Raw genomic sequence first — 25,232 nt, forward strand, 5'->3', positions numbered from 1 at the left:
GCTACCGACTGGTTGGTACGACCTGTGTGGAGGTCCTCGTGCCCAGCGTGTCCCGAGCCGTGTTCCGCCCCGTGCTCCGCAGGTCCCTCGCCCTGCTGGCCGGCTCCGCCCTCGCCGCGCCGCTCGTCCTGACCGCCCCGGCGGCAGCCGCCGCCGACCCGTACACCGTCACCGCGCTCAAGGTCACCGTCCGGAGCGGGGAACGCCACTGCACCGTGGACGCGGATGTCTACCGCCCGGCCGGAGCCGACGCCGCCCATCCGGCGCCCGCCGTGCTGACCACCAACGGCTTCGGCGGCAGCAAGAAGGACGGCGCGACCGACGGCCTCGCCAAGGCCCTCGCCACCCGCGGCTATGTGGCGCTGGCCTACTCCGGGCTCGGCTTCGGCAAGACCGGCTGCCCGATCTCCCTCGACGACCCCGGGATCGACGGCCGGGCGGCGAGCGGGCTGGTCGACCTGCTGGCCGGCGCCCGTACGGCCGACAACGGGACACGTCTCGACTATGTCGCCAAGGACGGCGCGGGCGATCCGCGGGTCGGCATGATCGGCGGCTCCTACGGCGGCGCGATCCAGCTGGCCACCGCCGCCGTCGACCACCGGGTCGACGCGCTGGTCCCGCTCATCACCTGGAACGACCTCTCCTACTCCCTGGATCCGAACAACGCCGGCCGTACCCACGGCGTCACCGGCCCGCTGCCCGGTGCCTACAAGTGGCAGTGGACGAACGGGTTCTTCCTGATCGGCGAGGCGCAGGGGCTGCTGCATCCGCAGCTCGACCCGTCGCGCACCGGCGGCCCCGGCTGTCTGCACTTCGTCGCGCGGGCCTGTGGGACCAAGCGGCTGCTGGACTCCGGGAAGTACCCGGCGCAGCAGACCGACGCCGTGCTCCACTATGCGCGCAGCGTCTCCCCGGTCTCGTATCTGCCGTCGGTCAAGGCGCCGACGCTGCTCGTGCAGGGGCAGAACGACAGCCTGTTCAACCTCAACGAGGCCACCGCCACCTACCGGACCCTCGCCGCGCAGGGCACCCCGGTCAGGATGATCTGGCAGGCATGGGGCCACAGCGGCGGGATGAAGAAGCCGGTGCAGGGCGAACTCAACCTGGCGCAGGGCAATCTGGACACCAGTTACGTCGGCCGGCGGATCCTGGCGTGGTTCGACCGCTATCTGCGGCACCGGACGGCAACCGGCACCGGACCCGCCTTCGCCTACCACCGGGACTGGGTGACCGCCGGGTCCGCCTACGCCACCTCGCCCGCCTTCCCGGCGGGCGGCACCCGGCGGCTGTATCTCTCCGGGGACGGCAGGCTCGTCGCACACCGCGGCGCGGTGGCGCGCGGCAGCCGGGCGTACCGCAATCTGCGGATGGCCACCAGCCACTCGGAGAGTTCGCTGGCCGGGCTGCTGGGGGTGCCGGACGTGGCGCCGTACGACGCCCGGGGCACCTACCTCGACTGGACGTCACAGCCGGTGGCGGGCGGGCCGGTGGACGTGGTGGGCGCGCCCAGGGTGACGCTGAAGGTCACCTCGCCGCAGGCCGAGCGGGCACAGCGGTCCGCGGACGCGGCCGACAAGCTGGTGCTGTTCGCCAAGCTCTACGATGTCGCGCCGGACGGCAGGAAGACGCTGGTGCACCGGCTGGTGGCCCCGGCCCGGGTGCCCGATGTGACCCGGCGGTTCACCGTGGAACTGCCGGGCATCGTGCACCGGTACGAGCCGGGGCACCGACTGCGCTTCGTGATCGCCGCGAGCGACGACGCCTATGTGGGCAATCGCGGCGTGAAGCCGGTGACGGTCTCCAGTACGCCCGAGGACACCGGGGTCCTTGAACTGCCCGTCACCCAAGGGGTGTTGCGGTAGCGGATGGAGTGGATGCCGTAGGGACAGGGCGGGGCGGACGGCTCGGGCGCGCCGCGGGCGCCGGGTGTCAGCCGGGCCGCGCGCGTCCGCCGGGTCGTCCGCGGGATGTTGCGGTCACGCCGTGAGGGCTGTCGTCGTGCAGGGCCGTCGACGTGCGCCCGCCAGGGATGACGGGAGAGCCCTCAGTCGTCCGTGACCTCGATGGCCTGCACGGGGCAGGCGCGGGCGGCTTCCCGTGCCAGCGGGTCGCCCGCGCCGTCCTCACGGCCGGGCAGCAGCGCACTGAATCCGTCGTCGTCCTGTGTGAAGACCCCCGGCGCGGTCAGGGCACACTGGCCGGCGCCGATACAGCGGTCGGTGTCGATCGTGATCCGCATTCCGGACCCCTTTCTCTGGTCTGCCGTCCTGGCTGCTACCAGGCCAGCGGCAGTTCGATCATGCCTTGCAGGGTGTCGCCGGCCTTGAACGGAATCCCGGCGGCCGGCACGGCGAGCCGCAGCTGCGGGATCCTGGTGAACAGCGAGCGCAGCGCGATCTCCATCTCCGCGCGGGCGAGGTTCTGCCCCAGGCACTGGTGGATCCCGAAACCGAACGCCACGTGATGGCGGGCCGAACGGCCGAGGTCCAGCTCGTCCGGTGACGGATAGGTGGCATCGTCCCGGTTGATCAGCGAGGCGGGGAACAGGACCCCGTCGTCGGCGCGGATGACCTGTCCGCCGATCTCGATGTCCTCCTTCGCCACCCGCAGCAGGCCGTCCGCGATGGACAGGAACCGCAGCAGCTCCTCGATGGCGGCCGGCATCAGCCCCTCTTCGGCCTTGAGCTGCGCCAGCTGGTCGGGGTGCTCCAGCAGGGTGAAGGTGGCGAGCGAGATCATGTTGGCGGTGGTCTCATGGCCGGCCACCAGCAGGATCATGGCGAGCTGGACCAGCTCGTCGCGGGCGAGCGCGCCGGTCCGCAGCCGTTCCTCGATCAGCTCGTCCAGCAGCCCGTCGCCCGGCTTCTTCTCCTTGGCGGCGATCAGCCCGGTGAAGTACTCCTCCAGCTTCAGCCGGGCGTCCTCCGCCTCCTCGGCCGACCGTCCGCGCAGGATCCGGCGGGACTCCTCCTCGAAGAACTCATGGTCGGCGTACGGGACCCCGAGCAGTGCGCAGATCACCATCGAGGGGACCGGCAGGGCGAACGCGGAGACCAGCTCGGCGGGCGGGCCCTGCTCCAGCATCCGGTCGAGCAGCCCGTCGACGATCTGCTGGATCTGCGGCCGCAGTGCGGCGGTCCGCTTGAGGCTGAAGCTGGGGATCAGCATCCGGCGCTGGGTGTTGTGCTCCGGGTCGTCGACCCCGATCAGCGGTGTCCGGACCCGGCGGATGGCTTCGAAGCGTTCGAACGGGATCGGGAAGGCCGGGTTCTGCCGGTCGGCGGAGAGCCGCTGGTCGGTCAGCAGCGCCCGGGCCTCGGTGTGGCCGGTGACCGCCCACACCGTGCGGCCGTCGTAGAACGTGACATGGGTCAGCGGGCCGGCCTCGCGCAGTGGCTGATATGCGGCGGGCGGGTGGTAGGGACAGGTGCGGTCCTGAAAGTAGGGGATGGCTTCGGTCACGGAATTCCTCCCGTACGAGCTTCGAGTGGCTCGAGATGCTCGTGTGTGAGATGACAACGCTGTGGCGCGTCGTGTTCGCCGCGCCGATCTCACCTCATGCCGCGGATACCGGGCACGTCTACGCGCAGTTCGGCCAACCTCGTTCAGATTGCGACATGTTCGGTTTCATCGCCTCCGTCCCGCGGCCGTACGAGGGTGTCGATCACGCCGTCCAGATAGCTGCCCTGTGCCGCCTCGGCCGGCAGGGTGTGCGGGACGGCGTGCCCGAGCTGGGCGTGGCCGAGGTAGGCGGTGTACGCCAGCAGGCCGCGGTGCCGCGCCTCCCCCTCGGGGAAGCCCAGCGCCGCGAAGAGCGCGGCGACATAGCCGATGCGCCGGTCGGTCACCCGGGCGAGCGCGGCGGCCACCCGTGGATCCGTCGTGCTCGCCAGCAGGGAGAGCTCCAGCGGGTCCGTGGCGGCCCGGGAGATGGCCTGGGTGAGCAGCCGGCGCAGTCGTCTGCCGGGGTCGGGCTCGGCCTCCAGCTCGGTGATCACGGCCTCGGTGCCGGTCTCTTCCCAGCGCTCCAGTGCGGCCTCGATCAGCGCGTCCCGGTTGCTGAAGTGCCAGTAGAAGCTGCCCTTGGTGGTGCCCAGCCGGGCGGCCAGCGGCTCCACGGCCACCGCGGCGAGGCCGCCTTCGCCCATCGCCGCCAGGGCGGCATCGGCCCAGTCCCGGGCGCTCAGCCGGGGTCGTGCACCGCTGCCGTGGGGGTCCTTCGCTCGCTGCTGCGCCATACCCATACGGTACCGTACGGTCAAACATACGCCACCGTATGGAGGTGCCCCGTGCGTACCGTCCGCGATGTTCATGCCCGCACCGTCCACGCCCCGGCCGACGCCGTCGGCGCGCTGCTCGACCGGCTCGGCGGCGCGGACGATCCGCTCTTCCCCACGCCGGTCTGGCCGCCGATGCGCTTCGACCGCCCCCTGGGCGTCGGCGCCGACGGCGGGCACGGCTTCGTCCGCTACCGCGTCGCGGCGTACGAGCCCGGCCGCCATATCCGCTTCGACTTCACCGGCGGTGAGGACGGGTGGCACGAGATCACCGTCCGGCCCCTGGGACCCGACCGCTGCCGGGTGGAGCACGTCCTGCACAGCCGGCTCCGGCCGGCCAAGGCGGCGGTGTGGTCACTGGCGCTCCGGGCCGTGCACGGCACCGTCGTGGAGGAGATCTTCGACAACATTGAACGGGTCGCCACCGGCCGGGTGGCGGCCCCGGTCCGCCGGTCCCCGCGGGTACGGCTGTTCAACCGGCTGCTCTGGGACCGGCCCCGGGCCGTCGAGCTCCCCGCCGCGGCCCGGCTGGCGCACCGGGCCTTCCCGCGTACCGACTTCCAGGACGCCTGGCAGATGGATCTGCTGCCTGGTATGCCGCAGGAACCGGCGGCATGGGAGGGCGTGCTGCGCGGCAAGTCCTTCCCGGTCGTCGGGCGCACCGACGCGGAGATCCTGCTCGGCGCGGACGCCCGGCACCTGGACTTCCGGGCCTCGGTCCTGGTCGCGGACGGCCGGGTCACCCTCGGCACGGTCGTCCGCCTCCACCGCACCGCCGGCCGGCTCTACTTCGCCCTCGTACGCCGGTTCCACCCCTTCATGGCCCGGCTGATGCTGCGCCGCCTCCACCGCCGGCTGGCGCTCGCCGCACCGACCGCGGGGGAGCGGGCGGCGGCCCGGGGGTGACACAGGGGCCGGGCGCGCCGCCCGCCCGGCTGGCCTGCCGCTGCCGGCCTTCGTACGATCTGCCGATGACGAGCAACGACCGCTACCTCGCGCGCGGGCCGCGGGTGGGTATCCGGCACTTCACCGCCGCCGACCGGGCAGAGTTCACCGCGCTCGCGCGCGAGAGCACGGAGCTGCACCGCCCCTGGCTCTTCCCGCCCGCCACGGACGCCGCGTACGACGGTTATCTGCTGCGGCTCCAGGAGCCGCAGCGCGAGGGGTTCTTGATCTGTGAGCGGGCCGACGGCCGGATCGCCGGCTACCTCACGATCAACAACATCGTGCACGGCGCGTTCCGCTGCGGCGCGATCGGCTACGGCGCCTTCGCGCACGCCGCCGGCCGCGGGCTGATGAGCGAGGGCCTGCGACTGGTGATCCACCACGCCTTCACGCAGCTGGGGCTGCACCGGCTGGAGGTCAACATCCAGCCGGCCAACGAGCTGTCGATCGCCCTGGTCAAGCGGGCCGGCTTCCGGCTGGAGGGGTTCTCCCCGGACTTCCTCTTCATCGACGGCGCCTGGCGCGACCACGAGCGCTGGGCGATCACCGCCGAGATGGTCTCCGGGCGGGCGGAACGAGGCGACGTCCCTGCGGAATGAGGCGAGGTCCCTGCGGTGTGCGGCGATGTCAGTGCCGTGTGCTGCGATGTCCGTCATGACCATCACCTTCCGGCGCAGCGTGCCGGTCTTCCGGATCTTCGACGTCACCAAGGCCCATGAGTTCTATCTCGACTACCTCGGCTGCACGGTCGACTGGGAGCACCGTTTCGCGCCCGGTATGCCGCTCTACACACAGGTCTCGCGCGGTGACCTCGTGCTGCATCTGTCGGAGCACCACGGCGACGCGACACCCGGCTCCACGCTCTACACCGAGCTGAGCGGGGTGCGCGCCCTGCACGCCGAACTCGCCGGGAAGAACTACCCGTATCTGCGCCCCGGTCTGGAGCAGGACGAGATCGGGACCTCGCTCACGTTGACCGACCCCTTCGGGAACCGGCTGCGCTTCAACGAACCGAGTCCGGGGCGATGACACGGCGGTAGCGCGCCGGCGTACGGGACGGCTCATGGCTGGTATTCGTAGCCGATCGTGAACCGGGGCGGCAGGCACCACTCCCCGTACTCGATGACCCCCTCCGTATCCGACCAGCGGTGAGCGCCGGCCAGGATGGGAGAGCCGACCGGCAGTCCGAGGGCGCTCGCCTCGCGGGCGTCGGCGGGACGGGCGTGCATGTCGTCACGGGCGTGCGTGATCGTGCGCCCGGTCGCCTCCAGAACCCGGGCCGACAGCCCGTGGTTGCGCCCCGGGGCAGTGTTCAGCAGGTCCGGCACGAGGGCGGCGAACGGGGCCGGATACCAGGTCACCGCAAACACCGTCCGCGTCTTGCCCCGGCCGCCCAGCCACTCACGCCGCACCACCTGATCCCCGGGCTCCAGGTCGAAGATCTCCGCCACGTACAGCGGCGGAACGATCAGTTCGGCCGCCGTCACCCGGCTCGTTTCACCCTCCGCCAGGAACGACTTCACCCGCTGGACCCGGGCCAGCCGGTCCCGAGCCGACAGCGCCCAACGCGGGTCATCGGCGACATAGGTGCCCCGGGGGGTGGTGCGGATGAAGTTCTCCACCTGAAGGGCCTGCAAGGCGCGGGACACCGTGGCGGCCGCGGCCTGCCACTGCCCGGCGATCTCCCGGTTCGTCGGCAGCCTGGCCCCCGGCTCGAGCTCCCCCGACAGGATGCGCTCCCGGAAGTGATCCGCGATCTTCGTGAACGTCTTGGGACTGGGCATATGGCCTGCCCTTCCATCGAGTTGACGTGTCATCAGTGAGAGCACGCTAGTGCGCGGTGAACCGTAGCGGAAGTGCTTCGGCCACTCGAATACTGAACTAGAGCACTGACCTGTCAAGAGGTCAGCCATGTGACGTTCGAAAGGTGGCGATGCGTAATGACGGAGCCGACCAGGTACTCGATCCATCCGGTGGAACTCCCCTTGCGGCTGTGCCCGGAGCCGGCACCCGTCGAAGGCTGCGCGGGCTGTGCCGAGCTGGCCAACGTACGCGACCGGGCCCGCACGGTTGGCGACTTGACCACCGTCACCGACTGCAACGTCTTCCTGCGACGCCACCCCGAGGGGCACCAGTGAGCCTCCGCGCCGTCTACCGGCACATCACCCACACCATCCGCCACGCCCCCGAAGCCGGCATTACCTATGAGACGTTCTGTGTCACCGCCGGATGCAGCGCCGAATCCGGCCCCCACGACGCGCAAGAGGTCGCACAGGACTGGGCACTCCGTCACACCGGATGCACCGGCCACGACTTGTTCAGACGCGTCGTCACTGACCATGCTGAGGTCACCCGAACCGAGTAGCACCCCCACCGGCAGCCGGAACAGGCCCCCCAACCCGCGTGCCCTCCCACCAGGCCAGCAGCCCGGCCGGACGCTCAGCCACCGGCCACGGCGTACCCTCGAAGCGGGGCGCTTGGCAGCTACGGGGCCCCTCTTCCGTTCCGTTCCGCGTCAATGAGCCGAAGTGCCAGGCTATTTCGCCGCATCTCGCCGGGCCTCCCCATTTCCGCGGCGGCTGTGTGACGATCAAGGTATGCGCCGAACCGTACTGATCGATGCCCCCTCCAACCTGGGACTGCGACCGCCCGCGCCCGGCACGGTTCCCGGCTGCTACAAGCTCGCGGGCGCACTGCGCGAACAGGGACTGCTGCGCCGGCTCGGTGCCCTGGAGGGCGGTGTGGTGGTGCCGCCGCGCTACGACCTGGGGGACTGGAAGGAGGGCGACGGCGACTTCAACGCCGCCGCCCTCGCCGCCTATACGGGCCGGCTCGCGACCCGTATCGAGGGCCATGTGGGCAGCGGTGACTTCCCGGTGGTGCTGGGCGGGGATTGCAGCATCCTGCTCGGCGCGGTGCTCGCGCTGCGCCGGCTGGGGCGCTACGGCGTCGCCTACCTCGACGGGCACGGCGACTTCCGGCACCCGGGCAACGAGGCGGTCTCCGGCCCGGTCGGGGCGGCGGCCGGGGAGGGCCTGGCGCAGATCACCGGGCGCGGCCAGGCGGACCTCACGGACCTCGACGGGCTGCGGCCGTACGTCCGCGACGAGGACGTCTGCGTCCTCGGCATCCGCGATGTGGACGAGGACCAGGAGGAGTTGACCGGCCTCGGCATCAGCCACGCCCCCGTCGGCGAGATCCGGCGGCGCGGCCCGGAGGCGGTGGCCCGCGACGTCCTCACCCACTTCCAGCGCGCGCACCTCGACGGCTTCTGGATCCATCTCGACGCCGATGTCCTCGACCCGTCCGTCATGCCGGCCGTCGACAGCCCCGACCCCGGCGGCCTGCTCACCGAGGAACTCCGGGCGCTGCTGGGCCCGTTGGCCGCCTCGCCGCGCTGTGCCGGCATCAACGTCACCATCTACGACCCGGACCGCGACCCCGAAGGGACCGGCGCGGCGCTGCTCGCCGATCTCCTTGAGAGTGTCTTTGCGCAACCCTGACCTCGCCCGGCCCCGAGAGACCCTGTGCAGACCGGCGATCACGCGGTTCCATGGTCAACAGGAGGCCGCCGCAGCCGAGGTGGCCCGGTCCAGCATTGCGAGGCAACCGTGGCCACGAGTGTGCGACGCACCACCCTGACCCTCCCCGCCGCCCCCCTCGGCCCGGACAACCCCCTCCCCGCGCTGCGGGCCGGTCAGGACGTGCACCACATCGAGGTCCCCCAGGACGCCGGACTGCCCGCCGACATGGCGCGGCAGCTCGGCTGTGCACCGCTGCGCTCGATCCTGCCCGCCCCGCTGCGCGACGGCTACGGCCGGTCCCGCCGTCACACCGACCTCGATGCGCTGGTCCTGGAGAACGACCGGCTGCGCGCCACCGTCCTGCCCGGCCTCGGCGGCCGGGTGTACTCCCTGCACCACAAGCCCACCGGCCGGGAACTCCTGTACCGCAACCCGGTGTTGCAGCCCGCGGCGTTCGCCCTCAACGGTGCCTGGTTCTCCGGCGGTATCGAGTGGAACATCGGCGCCACCGGACACACCACGCTCTCCTGCGCCCCGCTGCACGCCGCCCGGGTCCCGGCGCCGGACGGCGGGGAAATGCTGCGGCTGTGGGAGTGGGAGCGGCTGCGCGATCTGCCCTTCCAGGTGGACCTGTGGCTGCCCGAGGGCTCCGACTTCCTCCATGTGGGCGTGCGCATCCGCAATCCGCACCACCACAATGTGCCGGTCTACTGGTGGTCCAACACCGCCGTGCCCGAAGGGGAGCACACCCGCGTCCTGGCCCCCGCCGACGCGGCCTGGCACTTCGGCTACGAACGGACCCTGCGCCGCGTCCCGTTCCCCGGCGCCGACGGCACCGACCGCAGTTACCCGCTGCGCAGCACCTACCCCGCCGACTACTTCTACGACGTGCCCGACGGCGCCCGCCGCTGGGTCACCTCCCTCGACGCCGACGGCCGCGGTCTGGTGCAGACCTCCACCGACACCCTGCGCGGCCGCAAGCTCTTCCTGTGGGGCGCGGGGCCGGCCGGGCGGCGCTGGCAGCAGTGGCTCACCGAACCGGGCAGCGGCGGCTATGCCGAGATCCAGGCGGGGCTGGCCCGTACCCAGCTGGAGCATGTGCCGCTGGACGCCGGTGGCGAGTTCAGCTGGCTGGAGGCGTACGGGCCGCTGGACACCGAGCCCGCGGTGGTGCACGGCGCGGACTGGGGCGCGGCCCGCGAAGAGGTCGCGGCCCGGCTGGAGGCCGCCCTGCCCCGGGCGGAGGTCGAGGCCGCCTACGCCGCCTGGCGGCCGTACGCCGATCAGGAACCCAAGGAGTCGCTGGCCACCGGCTCGGGCTGGGGCGCACTGGAGGTGGCCCGCACGGGACTGGACCTGCCCGGTACGCCCTTCGGCCCGGCCACCCTGGGCGCCGAGCAGGAGCCATGGCTGACGCTGCTGAGAACCGGGGACCTGCCGGCCGGCGGCCCGGTGCCCGGACCGGTGCTGACCGCGCCGCCCTGGCGCGATCTGCTGGAGTCCGCACCGTCCGGCCCGTCCACCGACTACCACCTGGGGCTCGCCCAGTGGCAGGCCGGCGACCGCGCCCAGGCCGTCCGCAGCTGGGAGCGGGCCCTCGGGCACGGCGCCGGCTGTCTGCCGCTGTACTGCCTGGCCGTCGCCGAGTCCGCGGCGGGCGAGCCGGCCCGCGCCGCCGACCGGTATGCGCAGGCCTGCGCCGAAGCGGCACGGGCGGCCTCGGCACCGGACCCGGCCGCCCGCGCCTGGCGGGTGGTGCTGCCGGCGCTCGCCCGGGAGGCGGTGCCCGCGCTGCTCGCGGCCGGGCGTACGGAGGAGGCCGCGCAGCTGCTCGCGGGCCTGCGGCCGGCCGACCCCGCCGACGGCCGCTTCCGGCTGCTGACCGCACAGGTGCTGCTCGCCCAGGGGCAGCCGGCCGCGGCCCGGGAGATCTTCGAGGCCGGCTTCGAGATCGCCGGTCTGCGGGAGGGCGACGAGGTGCTCGGCGACACCTGGTACGCCATCGCCGAGCAACTGGTCGCGGGCGGCGGCCCGGTCACCGAGGAGGTCCGCGCCGCGGCCCGGTCCGCGCATCCGCTCCCGGAGCGCTACGAGTACCGGATGCGGCCGGTGTAGTAGGGGAGTGGCCGAACGCGCCCCGGAGCAACCGATCTCAGGAGACCGCGGCGATACGGCGGAGAGCCTCGGTGAGCGTCTCCGGGGCGCAGCCGAAGTTCAGCCGCGCGAAGCCGTTGCCGGAAGGGCCGTAACGGTGCCCGGCGTTGAGGGCGACCCGGGCGGTGGCCAGGAGATGCGCGCCGGGGTCGTCGCCCCAGCCGAGCGCGCGGAAGTCGAGCCAGGCCAGAAAGCCCGCCTGCGGCTGCCGGTAGCGCACGTCGGGCAGCAGCTTCCCCAACAGGTCTCCCAGGAGCCGCCGGTTGTGGTCGAGCACTTCCAAGGCGTCGGCGAGCCAGGGGCCTCCGTCGTTGAACGCGGCCACCGTCGCGAGCACGCCGAGGTGCCCGGTGCGATAGAGCGAGTGGGGCGACAGCCGGTCGACATACCGCTTCGTCGCCGGGTCGGCGGTGACGACGACGGCCGCCTTGAGCCCGGCCAGATTCCAGCCCTTGCTGGCGGACAGGAACGAGAAGCCCCAGCGCCTCGCCTCCTCCGACACCGACAGGAACGGCACGAACTCGGCGCCCGGCAGGACGAGCGGGGCATGGATCTCGTCGGACAGCACATGGACGCCGTACTTGTCGGCCAGCTCGGCGACCACCATTAGGTCCTCGCGCCGGTGCACAAGGCCCATGGGGTTGTGCGGATTGCACAGCACATACGCCGTGGCATGGTCGGCGAAGGCCCGTTCCAGGGCGTCCGGGTCGAGCCGCCATCCTCCTGGCCCCTCGGCCAGCGGCGCCTCCACGACATGGGCCCCGACCTCACGTATCCACCAGGAGAACGGCTCGTACACCGGCGGGCTGATCACCACCCGGTCACCCGCGCTGACGACCCGGCGCAGCACCTCGACGACACCGATCCCGACGTCGGCGACGGTGCGCACCCCGTCGGCGTCGATCCGCCAACCCCAGCTGCGCCGGGCGTAGTTGCGCACCGCGTCCGCCAGTTCGCGGGTCGGCGCCGCATATCCGGTGTCCGACCGGCCGACCGCCTCATGGAGGACCTCGGCGACCGGCCCGGCCAGCGGGAAGTCCATCTCCGCGACCGGGAGGGGCAGTACGTCGTCCGGGAAGGTCCGCCATTTCGCGCTCCGGCGCTTCCTCAGCTCGGTCAGAGGGGGGATCGAGAGATGGGCCATGGAGACTCCTGAAGGTGGTCCGGTCTGCCGTCGCTCCTCGATGATCGGCGCCGCGGGAAGCCGTCCGCTTCCGATAAATTGACAAGCAATGCCGAAAAACCGCCATACCCCGCGCCTGGTCACCGGCCTGCGACCGCTGCCCGCCGGTACCGGCGTCGACGCGCACCGCCATGACGAGCACCAGATCGTCTACGCGGGCCGCGGCGTACTGTCCGTCACCACCGAGGCGGGCAGCTGGATCGCCCCCGCCACCCGGGCCCTCTGGATCCCGGCCGGCACCGTGCATGAGCACCGCGCCCATGGCGACACCGACCTCCACCTGGTGGGCCTGCCGGTGCGGGACAACCCGCTGCGCCTGGACCGGCCCGCGGTCCTCAAGGTCGGCCCGCTGCTGCGCGAGCTGATCCTCGCCTACAGCGCGCGGCCCGACGGCCCCGGAGCCGCACGCCGCCGCCTGCGGGCCGTCCTGCTCGACGAGCTCCGCCACTCGCCCGAGCAGCCGCTCCACGTGCCCGCCGCCACCGACCCGCGCCTGGTCGCGGTGTGCGCCCTGCTCCGCGCCGACCCGGCCGACCCCCGGACCCTGGCCCAACTCGGCGCCACCGCCGGGGTCAGCGAGCGCACCCTCACCCGGCTCTGCCGGGCCGAATTCGGCATGAGCTTCCCGCAGTGGCGCACCCAGCTGCGACTGCACCACGCCCTGCGCCTGCTGGCCGAGGACACCCCCGTCACCGTCGTGGCACACCGCTGCGGCTGGGCCTCCAGCAGCGCCTTCATCGACGTGTTCCGCCGGGCCTTCGGCCACACCCCCGGCACCCACCGCGACCGGCGCTGACCACCTGGGCCGAGCCGGTCCCGCCCTGGCCCCCGCGCACCTCGTACGCCATTTCGGTGGCTGTCCGCGCGACCGTGGAATGAACCCCGGCCGTCACGCGTTGTAGCGGACCATGAAGGCAATCATCGCGAACAGCTACGGCGGCCCCGAAGTCCTCACCTACACCGACCAGCCCGATCCGAAGGTGGGCCCGGACTCGTTCCTGATCCGGGTCAAGGCGGCCGGGGTCAATCCGGTGGACTGGAAGATCCTCGCGGGCTATCTGGACCCGATGATGGACGGGCACTTCCCGCTCATCCCCGGGTGGGACGTGGCGGGCGTGGTCGAGGCGGTCGGCGCGGACGCCACCGAGTACGCGGTCGGCGACGAGGTCATCGGCTATGTCCGCAAGGACGAGGTGCAGCACGGCACGTTCGCCGAACTGGTCGCCGCGCCGGTCCGGACCCTGGCACCCAAGCCGGCCTCGCTCAACTGGCAGCAGGCCGCCGGGCTTCCGCTCGCTGGGCTGACGGCCTATCAGGCACTCGACCGGGTCGGTGTGACGGCCGGCGAGACCGTTCTGGTGCACGCCGCCGCGGGTGGTGTCGGCTCGCTCGCCGTCCAGATCGCGGTCGCCCGGGGGGCCCGCGTCATCGGCACGGCCAGCGAGCGCAACCATGAGTTCCTGCGGTCCCTGGGCGCCGATCCGGTCACATACGGTGACGGCCTCGCCGGCCGGGTGCGGGAGCTCGCCCCCGAAGGCGTCGACGCGGCCGTGGACTTCGTCGGCGGCGGCGTCGTGGACGTCTCGCAGGAACTGCTCAAGGACCGCGGCCGGGTGGCCTCCATCGCCGACGGCGAGGTCAAGGCCAAGGGCGGCCACATGGTCTGGGTCCGCCCGGACACCGCCGATCTGACCGCCCTCGGCGCCCTCGCGGACGCCGGCAAGCTGACCGTGCCGGTGGCGTCCGCCTTCCCGCTGTCCGAGGCGGCCGAGGCATTCCGCGAGAGCATGACGGGCCGCACCCGCGGCAAGATCGTGCTGGACGTGTCCTGATGCGATCCGCCGGGCCGGTCCTGGGCCCTACCCCTCCCCGTCCTGCCTCCGGTCCACGTACTCGAAGACCGAGCCGTCCGGGTGGCGGGCGACCAGGTTGCGGCCGATCGGGGTGGGCAGCGGGCCGGCGATGATGTCGGCGCCGACCGCCTTCAGGTCGGCGACCGCTTCGTCGACGTCCTTGACGGCGAGGGTTGCCGTGATCTTGCGCAGCACCGACAACTCCGCCTCGGGGCCGCTCATCAGGAAGAAGCATCCGACGGCCGCGACGGCCACCCCGCCGCGCTGGAAGCGGATCGCCTCGGCGCCGGTCAGGCGCTCGTAGACGCCGATCGCGGAATCGAGATCACCGACGCACACCCGCAATGAGGTCCCCAGAATGTCCATACGGACCACCCTAGTTGGGGGACCTGCCGGTCCGCGATCACTTGGCCATGATCAGACCGCTCTTCGCCGCGCCCCGCGACAGCACGATCTCCCGGATGCTGTCCCGGGCCCGTGCGTAGTCGCCGCGTCCGGGCTGCCCGGCCAGCGCCGCATTGAGGTTCACGACCCGGAAGCCGTCGTTCACATCGGTGAGCTGGGGGAGGAACTCCGCCTTGCGGACCGTCCAGCGCCCGCCGGGAGTTGACGGGCCGGCGAAGGTGAAGCGGGCCATCGAGCTCTGGTTGCCGCGGCCGTCCGGCTGGTCGCTGTGGTTGAACATGTGGCCCGCCAGCTGGTCGCCCATCCCGTAGACGACCCAGGTGCCATTGACCTTCTCGTAGGGCTGCGGGACATGCGCGTGGGTGCCCAGGATCAGATCGATGTCGGGCCGTCCGCCGGTGCGTGCGGCGGTCAGCGCGCGGGCCAGGGTGCGCTGTTGCTCGTCCGGCGGCTGCTGCCACTCCGTGCCCCAGTGGATGCTGACGACCACCACGTCCGCACCGGCCCGGCGGGCCGCACGGGCATCGGTGAGGATCTTCTCGCGGTCGATCAGATTCACCGTCCAGGGCGCCTTGCCGGGCAGGGGTATGCCGTTGGTGCCGTAGGTGTACGAGAGCTGGGCGACCTTCGCGGGGCCGGCCCGCAGCAGCGTGACCCGGGAAGCCTCGGCGGCGGAGCGGGCCGAGCCCGCATGGCGCAGACCGACCGCGTCCATGGCGCCGAGGGTGCGGTGCACTCCGTCCGTGCCGTCGTCGAGGGTGTGGTTGGAGGCGGTGGAGCAGGAGTCGTAACCGGCGTCCTTGAGGGCGGCGGCGACCTGGGGCGGGGACTTGAAACTGGGGTAGCCGGTGAACGGCCCGCCGTCCTTGCCGTAGATCGTCTCCATATGGCAGATCGCCAGGTCGGCGCCGGAGACCGCCGGCTTCACCCCGGCGAACATGGCACGGAAGTCATGGCCGTCGCCGTGCGCGTCATCGCCGGACCGCCGGATGATCTCGCCGTGCGGCAGTACATCGCCGGTGGCCAGGAGGGTGAAGCCGGCCGCGGCGGAGGCCCGGGCGCCGCCGGGTGGGGCGGACGGCGCGGAGCGTGCGGGGCCGGTGGGCTGCTGGGTTCCGCAGCCCACCGCCAGGAGGGTCAGCGCGGCTATCGCGGTCAAGCGTCGTTGAGGGGTCACTCCCCATCCATATCGGGACTAATAGGATTTATCCGCCGGGGAGGGGGTGTGGCTGGGCCGTCGGAGGGAGTGAGGGGGCGGCCGAGTGGTGCGGAGGGGGATCCGTGCCGGGCCGGGGTGCGGTGGGTGGTCCGTGCAGCGCTGGGCCGGGACGGGTGAGCCGCCGGCCGGAGCCCCGCCCCTTCAGACCCGGCAGAGGATCTCGCCGTGCAGGATGCCGAACCAGCCGTCCTCGTCGGCGCCCCAGGACCGCCAGACCCGTGCGATCCGTTGCAGCTGCTCCGCCGTGGCGTGCCCGCCGTCCAGCGCGCGTTGCGCATACGAGGAGCTGACCGTGCGGTCCGCCCACAGCTCGCTCCACCATGACCGCTCCTCGGGGGTGTGGAAGAGCCAGGTGGCGGCCGTGGCGGTGATCGCGTCGGGGGCGAAACCGGCCTGCCGCGCCCAGGCGTGCAGCCGGCGTCCGGCGTCCGGCTCGCCCCCGTTGGCGCGGGCCACCCGCTGGTACAGCCGCAGCCAGTCGGTCATCCCGTCGGTCTCCGGGTACCAGGTCATCGCCGCGTAGTCCGAATCGCGGACGGCGACGATCCCGCCCGGCCTGGTGACCCGGCGCATCTCGCGCAGCGCCTGGACGGGATCGCCCACGTGCTGGAGGACTTGATGGGCGTGCACCACGCAGAAGGTGTCATCGGGGTAGTCCAGTGCGTGGACATCCCCGACCGCGAAGCCGACGTTCGTCAGCCCGCGGCCGGCGGCCGTGGCGCGCGCCTGCTCCAGGACCCCCGGTGCGTACTCCAGGCCGGTGACCTGGCCGTCCGGCACCAGCGCGGCCAGATCGGCGGTGATGGTGCCGGGGCCGCAGCCGATGTCCAGGATCTGCATGTGCGGACGCAGCGAGTCGAGCAGGTATCCGGCCGAGTTGGCGGCGGTGCGCCAGGTGTGGGAGCGCAGTACGGACTCGTGGTGGCCATGGGTGTAGACGGCGGATTCCTGCGGCATGGTCGGCTCCTTCGCGTACGGGGAGGGCGACCGGACGGCGTACGGCGGCACCCCCGGTCGCCGTCCGGGCGGCCGCCCGCGCCACGCTGCGGCCGCCCCTCGGCGTGGTGATCACACCGTACGCCGCCATCCCGAATGATGAGAGTGGCATCTCATCATTCGGGCAGCAGGCGATAGACCGTCAGCGCCTCCTTCTGCTTGTCCAGCGTCAACTCACCGGGTGCGTGGGCGACTTCGCCGTCGAAAGCCAGCGTGGTGCCCTCCGGGAGGTCGCTGATCCGCAGCCGGGACAGCCGCGCCTCACCGAGCACCGGGGTGCTGCGCGGGGTGCCCGACAGGGCCGCGAGGAGCAGCCGGGTGCGGGCCAGCCGGCCGCCGTGCACCACCCGTACATCGAGCACCCCGTCCGCCAGGTCGTGCCGCCGCACCGGCGCGAACCCCAGCCCCCGGTACTGGCAGTTGCCGACGAACAGCAGCCATACGGCGCGCCGCTCGCCATTGATCCGCAGGGTCAGCGGCTCGGCGGTGCGCAGCACCTCCCAGGCCGCCAGCACCCCGGCCGGCCAGGCCCCGATCCGGCCCGCCCACCGCTCGCGGATCCGCACCAGCTCCGGATACGCGCCGATCGAGAAGGTGTTGAGGAACTGCCGCCCCTCCAGATGCGGCCCGGCCCGGAAGCGCGCCGCATCCACCGCGACGGCCTCCCCGGTCTCCACGGCGCGGGCAGCCGCCGCATACGTCTCGATCCCGAGGTCGTACGCGAAGTGGTTCAGCGTGCCGCCGGGCAGCACCGCGAGCGGCAGCCCGTGCCGAACCGCGACCGCCGCCGCGGCGTTGACGGTGCCGTCCCCGCCGAGCACGCCCAGCGCGCCACCCAGCGCTCTGGCCCGTTCCGCGGCATCTTCGAGGGCCTTGTCCAGCGACGGCCCGTCCGGCTCGCCGCACACCGTCACCTCGGCCTGCGGCAGTACCCCGTGCACCTCCTCGGCCCGGTCCGGGCGGGGACCGGAGCGCTGTCCCGAGCCCTGGTTCGCCACCACGACCAGACCGCGGCCGCCCGGCAGCGCGGGCGCCTCCGCACGCGGCCGGGCCGGCGGCGCCAGCTGGGCGCGGGTCGGTGCGAAACCGCGCACCGCGAACGCCGCGCCGGCCCCCAGCGCCGCCCCCGCCAGCACATCACCCGGATAGTGCACGCCCGTATAGACGCGGGAGAACGCCACCGACGCGGCGACCGGCGCCAGCGCCAGCCCCCACCACTTGTTCTCCATGGCCACCCCGGTCGCGAACGCCACCGCCGAGGCCGCGTGCCCGGAAGGGAAGGACGAGGTGAGGGGCTGGCGGTGCAGCTGCCGTATCACCGGCACCGCGTCCAGCAGCGGGCGCTGCCGCCGGACCGAGCGCTTGCCGAGGGTGTTCACCGTCGCCGACGCCACGGCCAGCGAGGCCACTCCGCGCAGCGCGGCCCGGCGCATCGGCCGGCCTCCGAGCGCGGCTGCACCGGCCGCGAGGCCGAACCACAGCAGCCCGTGGTTGGCGCTCCGGGTCAGCCGGGGCAGCACCCGCTGCGCGCCCGGCCATTCGCGCGCCGCAATCACGTCAAAGGTCCGCCGGTCGATATGGGTCAGTCGCGTTCGCATGCGCCACCTTGTACCCCAGACCGCCCGGAACAGGCAGGACCCGGCAGCGGAGGCCCCGCGCGCGGCGCCGCGCAGCCGTCCCTCCTCGGGCGGCCCCCGCGTCGGCCCTCCCGGCGGCTGTGCTTCCCTGCCCCCATGATCAGGAGACGCCAGGACCGCGACCTCGACGCCTGTGTGGCCGTACTGGCCGAGGTGCACACCCACAGCGGCTATCCGCACCACTGGCCGGACGACCCGGCGCGCTGGCTGACCCCCGACGGGCTGACCGCCGCCTGGGTCGCCGAGGCGGACGGCACGGTCGCCGGTCATGCGGCGCTGTGCGGCCCCGAGGTCAGCCGGCTCTATGTCGCACCCGCCGCCCGCGGTGCGGGCCTCGGCGGCCGGCTGCTGCGCGCCGTCGAGGCGGAGGCGGCGGCCCGCGGCCTGCGGCCCGTACTGGAGGTGAAGACCACCGACACCGCGGCCATCGCCCTCTACGAGCGGCTGGGCTGGCTGCGCCGCGCCACCGAGCCGCAGGACTGGGGCGCCGGCGAGGTGGTGACGGTGCATCGCTACGCGGCGCCGCCGGTACGCCCGGCGGATTGAGCGCCGGTCCCACCCTCCGCTGACGTGTCGCCCCCCGTCGCCACCCCCGTGATCTGCCAAGGTGGGCGGTGCCGCCCTTCATGTGATGGGCCCATGATCGACCCGCCGTCGTGGAGTGGAGGTACGGATGCAGCGGACCGCCCGGGATCCGCAGCACGAGCCGGACCTGGATCCGCCGGTGGGCCTGCCGGTCCTCCCGGAACTCGCCGCGCACCTCTCCGCGGCCGCCGACCGCACCGAGGCCGAACCCCTGGGCGGCGCCGCGCCGCTGCGCACCGCCGCCTGCGGTTACTGGGAACGCCGCGGCCTGGCCACCACCCCCGACCGGGTGCTCGCCGCCCCCGGCGCGCCGGCCCTGCTCCTCGCGCTGTACGCGGCGGCCGGCGGGGCGGTGGTGCTGCCGCGGCCCTGCTCCGCGTCGTACGCACCCCCCGCCCGGCTGCTCGGCCGGCCGGTGCACCTCGCCCCCGTACCGGCGGAATCGGGCGGGATGCCCGACCCGTTCGCGCTGCTGGAGACCGTCCGCCGGGCCCGGATGGACGGCGACACCCCCCGCGTGCTGGTCCTGTCCGTCGCCGACGACCCCACCGGCACCTGCCCCGCGCCGGAACAGCTGCACGAGGTCTGTGAGGCGGCGGCGGACGAAGGGCTCTGGGTCATCAGCGACGAGACCCGCCGCGATCTGCTGCACGATCCGCATGACACCGTGCTGCTCAGCCCCGCCGAGATGCTGCCCGACGGGGTCGTGGTGCTCACCGACCTGCGGGCCACGCTGGTGCCCGCCTCCTGGCCCGCCGCACTGGCCCGCTTCCCCGGCACCGACCGGGGCGCCGCCCTCCGGGCCGCCGTGCTGGACGCGCTCGCCGCGTCCCGTACGCCGCTCCCGGGGCCGCTGGGCTGCGCCGTCACCCATGCACTCGGCGAGCCCGAGGAGGTGCGCGCCCGGACGGCCACCGTCGCCCGGGTGTACGGCGCGCTCGCCGCGGCGCTCCACCACACCGTCACCGAGGCCGGCGCGGTCTGCCGGCCGCCGCACTCCGGCAGCCATCTGTACGCCGACTTCGAACCGCTGCGCCGTCCCCTCGGGGCCCGCGGGATCGTGGAATCGCACGCGCTGGAACGGAAGTTGGCGCCCTGGGCGGCGCGCGGCGGACACCGCTTCGGTGACGCGCCGGGCGCCCTGCGGGTACGGCTCGGCGCCGAGGTGCTGCTGGGCGCCGACCGGGAGCAGCGACGGCGTGCCCTGGCGGCCCCCGATCCGCTGGAACTCCCGCACATCACCGAGGCGTTGACCGCGCTGTCCCGTGCCCTGGCCGGACTCACGACGTCCGCGGACGGCTGACCGCCGCCCGGCGCCCGCCGCGCCGCCACCCCGCCCCCACTCCGCCCCGGTTCCGTCCACCGAAAGGAGCCCTTCGATGACCGAACAGACCGAGCGCTCCCTCGCCGAGCAGCCCGCCGACACCGAGCGCCTCCCGCCCGCTGCAGCCGGCGACGGCGGCGGACCGGGCGGGGGAGGGGCCGGGGGAGCCTCCGGGAGAACGGCCGGAGGAATGGCCGGAGGAGGGGCCCAGCCCGCGGGCCCGGCCACCGGTCAGACCGCCGTGGAGGGGCCGGTCCCGCAGACCACCGCGGACGCGCCCGTCCTCCCGCACGCCACTCCGCCCCCGCTCGCCCCACCCCGCCCGCTGGGCGAACCCCGTACCTGGCCACGCGACTTCACCGACCGGTTGACCGCGCCGCTGCCCGGCGTCCGTGCCCTGGCCCGGATCGCCCGGGAGGGCAAACTCCGCCCGCCGCCCGGGACACTCCCCGAGATCCAGCAACTCCCCTTCGCACCGGGCCCGATGCCGGCCGCCGGCCCCACCACCCTCGCCCTCACCTGGGCCGGGCACGCCAGCTGGATCATCCGCGTCGGCGGGCTGACCGTACTGACCGACCCGGTCTGGTCCCGCAAGATCCTGGGCACGCCCGCCCGGGTCACCCCCGTGGGCGTCCGCTGGGAGGACCTGCCGCCGGTCGACGCCGTCGTCATCAGCCACAACCACTACGACCACCTCGACGCCCCGACCCTCAAGCGGCTGCCGCGGCACACCCCGCTGCTGCTGCCAGCCGGACTGGCGCCCTGGGCCCGCCGGCGCGGCTTCACCCAGGTCACCGACCTCGACTGGTGGGAAGCGGTCGAACTGCCCGGCCCCGGCGGCCCCGTACGCTTCGACTTCGTCCCCGCCCACCACTGGAGCAAGCGGACGCTGACCGACACCTGCCGCTCCCTGTGGGGCGGCTGGCTGCTGACCGCGCCCGACGGGCGGCGGATCCACTTCGCGGGGGACACCGGCCACGGCCACTGGTTCGAGGAGATCGGCCGCCGCTACCCCGGCATCGACCTGGCACTGCTGCCCATCGGCGCCTATGACCCGCGCTGGATACTGCGGCCGGTGCACACCGACCCGGAGGAGGCCGTCAAGGCGTGCCAGGACCTGGGCGCCCGTGCCCTGGCCCCGATGCACTGGTCGACCTTTCTGCTCTCCGGCGAGCCGCCCCTGGAACCGCTGCACCGGGTCCGCGCCGCCTGGGCCGCCACCGGACGTCCCCGCGAGGACCTCTGGGACCTGCCCGTCGGCGCGTCCCGGGTGCTGGCCGAACGCTGAGCGCCGCCGCCGAGCGGAACGGCCGGCCGGCGGAAGGGACGGTGGACGGCGGGACCTACGACCCGTCCCCGCCGCGGGCCGGCCGGAGGCGCCGCCAGACGGCCGGCGCCGCCCCGAGCACCAACGTCAGCGCGATCGCCATGGCCACGCCCTGCCAGGCACTGCGGAACAGCGAACCGCTCAGCAGCCCGATGAGCTGATACGTCGCCGCCCACGCCAGACAGGCCGGAAGGTCGCCACGGACGAACCTCCGCAGCGGCATCGCCGCGAGCAGACACGCCAGCATGACCGGGATCCGCCCGGCGGGCACCAGACGGGACAGCACCAGCACCAGCACCCCGTGCTCCCGCAGCTGGTGCTGCGCACGGGCCAGCCGATCCGGCGCGGCGCGGGCACGCAGCCGCGCCAGCCAGCGCGAACCCTGCGGGGAGTGGCTGCCGCGCCGTCCGAGCGAATACAGCCCCACATCGCCGAGGAACGCCGCGCAGGACGCCACCGCGAACACCATCAGCAGGGCGAACGGCGCGGTGTGATGGAAGGCGACCACCGCCGCCGAGCTGACCAGCGCCCCCGTCGGCACGACGGGCACCAGCGACCCGAGCACCACCAGCAGGAACAGCGACGGATAGCCGACCACCTGCTGTGTCGACTCCGGCGGCACGCTCCGCACCAGCTCACCGACGAGTGTCATCACACGACCTTCGGCCGGACCGACTCGCCGTGCCCGAGCCGGTGCACCGTCACCTCCGGCGCCAGCCGCGCCAGCTGCCGCTCGAACTCCTGGCCCGGGGCGTGGAATTCATGCGGCCGGACGGCATCGAGCCCGATCGGCCAGTACGTGCCGTAGTGCACCGGGACCGCGCAGCGCGGTGCCAGCCGCGCCGCCGCCTGCGCCGCCCGCCGCGCGTCGAGATGCCCGTGCCCGAGGAACGGCCCCCAGCCGCCCACCGGCAGCAGCGCCACCTCGCACGGCCCGACCTCCGCCGCCATCTCCTCGAACAGCCCGGTGTCGCCCGCGAAGTACGTCCGGGCCGCGCCCCGCACGACATAGCCGAGCGCCGGCACCCGGCGCGGTCCGCAGGGCAGCCGCCGCCCGTCGTGCGCGGCGGACACCGCACGGACCGTCACCGCACCGGCCGCGCACTCCTCGCCCGCCCGCAGCTCGGTGACCCGCAGCGCCCGGGCCGCCGCCACCCGCCGCAGCCCCGGCACCGCGGCCGTCGCCCCGCGCGGCACCACCAGCCGGGTCCCCGGTGCGAGCCGGGCCAGCGAGGCGGGGTGCAGATGGTCGGCGTGCAGATGCGAGACCAGGACGACATCGGCCCGCGCGGCCTCGGCCGGCGGCAGCGCGCCCCGGCGGCGCCGCAGATGGGCCAGCCGCCGCACGAACAGCGGATCCGTCAGCACCCGCACTCCGGAGTCCTCGACCGTCACAGTGGCATGACCCCACCAGGTGACCTCCACCGACACCGAGCACCTCCCGTCCCGACGCGCCGGCCCGTTCCGCGGGCGGCCGTCTCGCTTCCCGTGTGCGGTTCTCCTGCTTCCCGTGTGCAGTCCCCTCGATCCTCCACCCTCCGGCCCGGAATCCGGCCGACGGGGGAGCGACCGGCCGGGCGCACCCCTGGCCCCGACCTTCCCCCGGCACCTGGTGCCATGCTGGCGGCAGGCCCGCGGAGCCGGGGCGGGCCGGAGGGTGAGGTGGCACGGCGTGCGGATGCCGCGGTGGAGAGCGCTCAGCGGTGCCCTGTTCCGGGTGCTCGCGGTCTGGCTGGTGTCCAGCCTCACCCTGCTCGTGCTCGCCGGGCTGCTGCCCGACTTCCGGCTCCAGTCGCCGGGCGGTGACAGCCTCACCCGCACCGCCGTCACCGCCGCCCTGGGCGCCGGTGCGTTCGGCCTGCTCAGCGCCCTGGTGTGGCCGCTTCTCGTCCGAGCCCTGCTGCTGGTGCCGGCGCTCGTCCTCGGCCTGCTGGTCTTCTTCCTCAACGGCTCCCTGCTGCTGCTCGCCCTCGATCTGCTCCCCGAGGGGCGCGGCCAGGCCGCACCGGAGACCGCGGTGATCGTCGCGGCCGCGATGTCCGCCGCCTCCTCGGCCACCTCCGCCTTCCTCGCGGTACGCAACGACGAGGCCTACCACCGCCGACTGGTCCGGCTCGCCGGCCGCCGCGGCCGCCGCGCCGCCGCCCCGGCCACCCCCGGCACGGTCTTCCTCCAGCTCGACGGCGTCGGCCACGACCTGCTGCGCCAGGCGGTCCGGGGCGAGCGGCCGCTGATGCCGACCGTCGCCCGCTGGACCGGCGACAGCCACCGCCTCACCCCCTGGCGCACCGACTGGTCCAGCCAGACCGGCGCCAGCCAGCTCGCCCTCCTGCACGGCAGCAACGAGGATCTGCCGGCCTTCCGCTGGTACGAGAAGGACACCCGCACCGTCGTCGTCAGCAACCGGCCCAGCAGCGCCGCCGAACTCCAGCGCCGCGCCATCGCGCGCACCGGCGACGGCGGACTGCTCGCCCACGACGGCGCCAGCCGCGGCAACCTCTTCAGCGGCGGCGCCGACCAGGTCGCCCTGGTGATGTCGGTGGCGGCCCGGCGCGGCAGGCACAACCGCTCCCGGGCCGGCTACTTCGCCTACTTCTCCGACCCGGCCAACGCGACCCGTACCGCGGTCTCCTTCGTCGCCGAGGTCGTCCGCGAGATCGTCCAGTCGCTGCGCAGCCGCTTCCGCCGCGAGGTGCCGCGCGTCAAGCGCGGCGGCCTCTACCCCGTCATCCGGGCCTTCGCCACGGTCGTCGAGCGCGATGTGGTGGTCGCGGCCGTCATCGGCGACCTGCTCGCCGGCCGCACCGCCATCTACGCCGACCTGGTCGCCTACGACGAGGTGGCCCACCACTCCGGCCCCGCCCACCGGGACGCGCTCCAGGTCCTGCGCGGCCTCGACCGGGCCCTCGCGCTGATCGCCAGGGCCGCCCGGCACGCACCGCGCCCGTACCGCATCGTGGTGCTCTCCGACCACGGCCAGAGCCACGGCCCGACGTTCCTGGAGCGTTACGGGCTGAGCCTGGGCGATCTCGTCCGCGCCGGGTGCGGGCTGCCGGTGCCGCGCCGTGCGGGACGTACGCCCAGCGGCGCCGAGGCCAGGGCGGCGGCGCGGGCCGCACTGCACCGGCCCGAGGAGGCGGCGGGGCAGCACCCGGAACGGACGGCGGGGACCGGCTCCTCCCACCCCCTCGTGCTGGCCTCCGGCAACCTCGGTCTGGTGTCGTTCCCCGACGTACCCGGCCGGATCACCCGCGAGGAACTGGACCGCAGACACCCCGCCCTGCTCGCCACCCTCGCCAACCACCCCGGTATCGGCTTTCTGCTGGTCCGCTCCGCGGCGCACGGCCCCGTGGTGCTCGGCCCGGCCGGTACCGAGCACCATCTCGCCACCGGACGCGTCATCGGCGCCGACCCGCTGGCACCGTTCGGTGAGGGCGCGGCCGACGCGGTACGCCGTACCGACCGCTTCCCGCATGCCGCCGACCTCATGGTCAACTCCGCCTGCGACCCGGCGACCGGCGCGGTACACGCCTTCGAGGAGCAGATCGGCTCGCACGGCGGGCTGGGCGGCGCCCAGAGCCACCCCTTCCTGCTCTGGCCCGTCGAGCTGACCCCGCCGGTCCCGGACGGCGAGCCGCTGACCGGCGCCGAACAGGTGCACCGGGTGCTGCGCCGCTGGCTGGGGGAGGCCGAGGGGCCTCAACTGCCCCTCGGGCCCGCCGCGGACGAACTCCGGCACGCGGTGCGTCCGCCCGAAGGTTTTTCACCCCAGGACCCCGCCGCACAGGACAAATCCCGTTGAT

25 protein-coding genes are annotated in these 25,232 nt (G+C 73.7%); 14 read left to right on the top strand and 11 right to left on the bottom strand.

Features of this window, described 5'->3' with window-relative positions; genetic code table 11:
* The first annotated feature begins 47 nt into the window (after positions 1–47).
* Positions 48–1,862 carry an alpha/beta fold hydrolase gene (locus AC3EUV_RS01435; protein ID WP_435602046.1) on the top strand — a complete coding sequence of 605 codons (1,815 nt, stop codon included), beginning with the start codon at positions 48–50 and terminating at the stop codon, positions 1,860–1,862.
* A gap of 182 nt (positions 1,863–2,044) precedes the next feature.
* On the opposite strand, the gene AC3EUV_RS01440 is transcribed toward AC3EUV_RS01435, so the two are convergent.
* The 3 genes from AC3EUV_RS01440 to AC3EUV_RS01450 all read right to left on the bottom strand — a co-directional run bounded on the left by AC3EUV_RS01440 (position 2,045) and on the right by AC3EUV_RS01450 (position 4,244).
* Complete coding sequence (locus tag AC3EUV_RS01440; protein WP_432140501.1) at positions 2,045–2,239, bottom strand: ferredoxin; 195 nt, start codon at positions 2,237–2,239, stop codon at positions 2,045–2,047.
* A gap of 35 nt (positions 2,240–2,274) precedes the next feature.
* A complete protein-coding gene (locus tag AC3EUV_RS01445; protein WP_432140502.1) occupies positions 2,275–3,462 on the bottom strand; it encodes a cytochrome P450 in 1,188 nt (395 codons plus the stop codon).
* A 143-nt stretch (positions 3,463–3,605) separates the two neighbouring features.
* Positions 3,606–4,244 carry a TetR/AcrR family transcriptional regulator gene (locus AC3EUV_RS01450; RefSeq protein ID WP_435602047.1) on the bottom strand — a complete coding sequence of 213 codons (639 nt, stop codon included), beginning with the start codon at positions 4,242–4,244 and terminating at the stop codon, positions 3,606–3,608.
* A gap of 45 nt (positions 4,245–4,289) precedes the next feature.
* Between AC3EUV_RS01450 and AC3EUV_RS01455 the strand changes: the two genes are divergently transcribed.
* From AC3EUV_RS01455 to AC3EUV_RS01465, 3 genes are all read left to right on the top strand, one after another.
* Positions 4,290–5,183 carry a DUF2867 domain-containing protein gene (locus AC3EUV_RS01455; RefSeq protein WP_435601924.1) on the top strand — a complete coding sequence of 298 codons (894 nt, stop codon included), beginning with the start codon at positions 4,290–4,292 and terminating at the stop codon, positions 5,181–5,183.
* Positions 5,184–5,248: 65 nt separating this feature from the next.
* A complete protein-coding gene (locus AC3EUV_RS01460; protein ID WP_432140504.1) occupies positions 5,249–5,821 on the top strand; it encodes a GNAT family N-acetyltransferase in 573 nt (190 codons plus the stop codon).
* A gap of 55 nt (positions 5,822–5,876) precedes the next feature.
* A complete protein-coding gene (locus tag AC3EUV_RS01465) occupies positions 5,877–6,251 on the top strand; it encodes a glyoxalase superfamily protein (RefSeq protein WP_432140505.1) in 375 nt (124 codons plus the stop codon).
* A gap of 32 nt (positions 6,252–6,283) precedes the next feature.
* Here the strand turns inward: AC3EUV_RS01465 and AC3EUV_RS01470 are convergent, their stop codons facing one another.
* The gene (locus AC3EUV_RS01470) at positions 6,284–7,006 is read right to left on the bottom strand and encodes a GntR family transcriptional regulator (protein WP_432140506.1); all 723 of its coding nucleotides are present in this window, start codon (positions 7,004–7,006) and stop codon (positions 6,284–6,286) included.
* 156 nt (positions 7,007–7,162) lie between these two features.
* Between AC3EUV_RS01470 and AC3EUV_RS01475 the strand changes: the two genes are divergently transcribed.
* The 4 genes from AC3EUV_RS01475 (at position 7,163) to AC3EUV_RS01490 (ending at position 10,861) form a co-directional block, all read left to right on the top strand.
* Positions 7,163–7,360 (top strand): hypothetical protein, encoded by a 198-nt coding sequence (locus tag AC3EUV_RS01475; protein WP_432140507.1) that lies wholly within the window; start codon positions 7,163–7,165, stop codon positions 7,358–7,360.
* On the top strand, positions 7,357–7,587 hold the full coding sequence (locus AC3EUV_RS01480; RefSeq protein ID WP_488187826.1) for a DUF7848 domain-containing protein: 231 nt from the start codon (positions 7,357–7,359) through the stop codon (positions 7,585–7,587). The genes AC3EUV_RS01475 and AC3EUV_RS01480 overlap by 4 nt, the downstream gene beginning before the upstream one ends.
* 232 nt (positions 7,588–7,819) lie before the next feature.
* Positions 7,820–8,725 (top strand): arginase family protein, encoded by a 906-nt coding sequence (locus AC3EUV_RS01485; RefSeq protein WP_432140508.1) that lies wholly within the window; start codon positions 7,820–7,822, stop codon positions 8,723–8,725.
* A 108-nt stretch (positions 8,726–8,833) separates the two neighbouring features.
* Positions 8,834–10,861 carry a DUF5107 domain-containing protein gene (locus tag AC3EUV_RS01490; protein WP_432140509.1) on the top strand — a complete coding sequence of 676 codons (2,028 nt, stop codon included), beginning with the start codon at positions 8,834–8,836 and terminating at the stop codon, positions 10,859–10,861.
* Between the two features lie 37 nt (positions 10,862–10,898).
* On the opposite strand, the gene AC3EUV_RS01495 is transcribed toward AC3EUV_RS01490, so the two are convergent.
* The gene (locus AC3EUV_RS01495; RefSeq protein ID WP_435601925.1) at positions 10,899–12,044 is read right to left on the bottom strand and encodes a MalY/PatB family protein; all 1,146 of its coding nucleotides are present in this window, start codon (positions 12,042–12,044) and stop codon (positions 10,899–10,901) included.
* An 88-nt stretch (positions 12,045–12,132) separates the two neighbouring features.
* On the opposite strand from AC3EUV_RS01495, the gene AC3EUV_RS01500 reads away from it, so the two are divergent.
* Positions 12,133–12,879, top strand: coding sequence for an AraC family transcriptional regulator (locus tag AC3EUV_RS01500; protein WP_435601926.1), 747 nt, complete (start codon positions 12,133–12,135; stop codon positions 12,877–12,879).
* Positions 12,880–12,991: 112 nt separating this feature from the next.
* Positions 12,992–13,915: an NADP-dependent oxidoreductase gene (locus AC3EUV_RS01505; protein WP_435601927.1), complete on the top strand. Its 924-nt coding sequence runs from the start codon at positions 12,992–12,994 to the stop codon at positions 13,913–13,915.
* A gap of 27 nt (positions 13,916–13,942) precedes the next feature.
* Here AC3EUV_RS01505 and AC3EUV_RS01510 read toward each other — a convergent pair whose 3' ends face one another.
* From AC3EUV_RS01510 to AC3EUV_RS01525, 4 genes are all read right to left on the bottom strand, one after another.
* Complete coding sequence (locus tag AC3EUV_RS01510; RefSeq protein ID WP_042161205.1) at positions 13,943–14,302, bottom strand: VOC family protein; 360 nt, start codon at positions 14,300–14,302, stop codon at positions 13,943–13,945.
* 37 nt (positions 14,303–14,339) lie between these two features.
* Positions 14,340–15,518, bottom strand: coding sequence for a CapA family protein (locus tag AC3EUV_RS01515; RefSeq protein ID WP_432140513.1), 1,179 nt, complete (start codon positions 15,516–15,518; stop codon positions 14,340–14,342).
* Positions 15,519–15,701: 183 nt separating this feature from the next.
* Positions 15,702–16,517 carry a class I SAM-dependent methyltransferase gene (locus tag AC3EUV_RS01520; protein WP_435601928.1) on the bottom strand — a complete coding sequence of 272 codons (816 nt, stop codon included), beginning with the start codon at positions 16,515–16,517 and terminating at the stop codon, positions 15,702–15,704.
* Between the two features lie 155 nt (positions 16,518–16,672).
* On the bottom strand, positions 16,673–18,154 hold the full coding sequence (locus tag AC3EUV_RS01525; RefSeq protein WP_432140515.1) for a bifunctional phosphatase PAP2/diacylglycerol kinase family protein: 1,482 nt from the start codon (positions 18,152–18,154) through the stop codon (positions 16,673–16,675).
* 135 nt (positions 18,155–18,289) lie between these two features.
* On the opposite strand from AC3EUV_RS01525, the gene AC3EUV_RS01530 reads away from it, so the two are divergent.
* The 3 genes from AC3EUV_RS01530 (at position 18,290) to AC3EUV_RS01540 (ending at position 21,390) form a co-directional block, all read left to right on the top strand.
* Positions 18,290–18,739 (top strand): GNAT family N-acetyltransferase, encoded by a 450-nt coding sequence (locus AC3EUV_RS01530; RefSeq protein WP_432140516.1) that lies wholly within the window; start codon positions 18,290–18,292, stop codon positions 18,737–18,739.
* 127 nt (positions 18,740–18,866) lie between these two features.
* Positions 18,867–20,081, top strand: coding sequence for an aminotransferase class I/II-fold pyridoxal phosphate-dependent enzyme (locus AC3EUV_RS01535; RefSeq protein ID WP_435601929.1), 1,215 nt, complete (start codon positions 18,867–18,869; stop codon positions 20,079–20,081).
* 76 nt (positions 20,082–20,157) lie between these two features.
* The gene (locus AC3EUV_RS01540) at positions 20,158–21,390 is read left to right on the top strand and encodes an MBL fold metallo-hydrolase (protein ID WP_432140518.1); all 1,233 of its coding nucleotides are present in this window, start codon (positions 20,158–20,160) and stop codon (positions 21,388–21,390) included.
* Between the two features lie 55 nt (positions 21,391–21,445).
* Here the strand turns inward: AC3EUV_RS01540 and AC3EUV_RS01545 are convergent, their stop codons facing one another.
* Positions 21,446–22,081, bottom strand: coding sequence for a DedA family protein (locus AC3EUV_RS01545; protein WP_435601930.1), 636 nt, complete (start codon positions 22,079–22,081; stop codon positions 21,446–21,448).
* Positions 22,081–22,860, bottom strand: coding sequence for an MBL fold metallo-hydrolase (locus tag AC3EUV_RS01550; protein ID WP_435601931.1), 780 nt, complete (start codon positions 22,858–22,860; stop codon positions 22,081–22,083). The genes AC3EUV_RS01545 and AC3EUV_RS01550 overlap by 1 nt, the downstream gene beginning before the upstream one ends.
* A gap of 247 nt (positions 22,861–23,107) precedes the next feature.
* Between AC3EUV_RS01550 and AC3EUV_RS01555 the strand changes: the two genes are divergently transcribed.
* Positions 23,108–25,231 (top strand): phage holin family protein, encoded by a 2,124-nt coding sequence (locus tag AC3EUV_RS01555; RefSeq protein ID WP_435602048.1) that lies wholly within the window; start codon positions 23,108–23,110, stop codon positions 25,229–25,231.
* Position 25,232: the final 1 nt, after the last annotated feature.

The sequence above is a fragment of the Streptomyces sp. bgisy130 genome, from assembly GCF_057708345.1.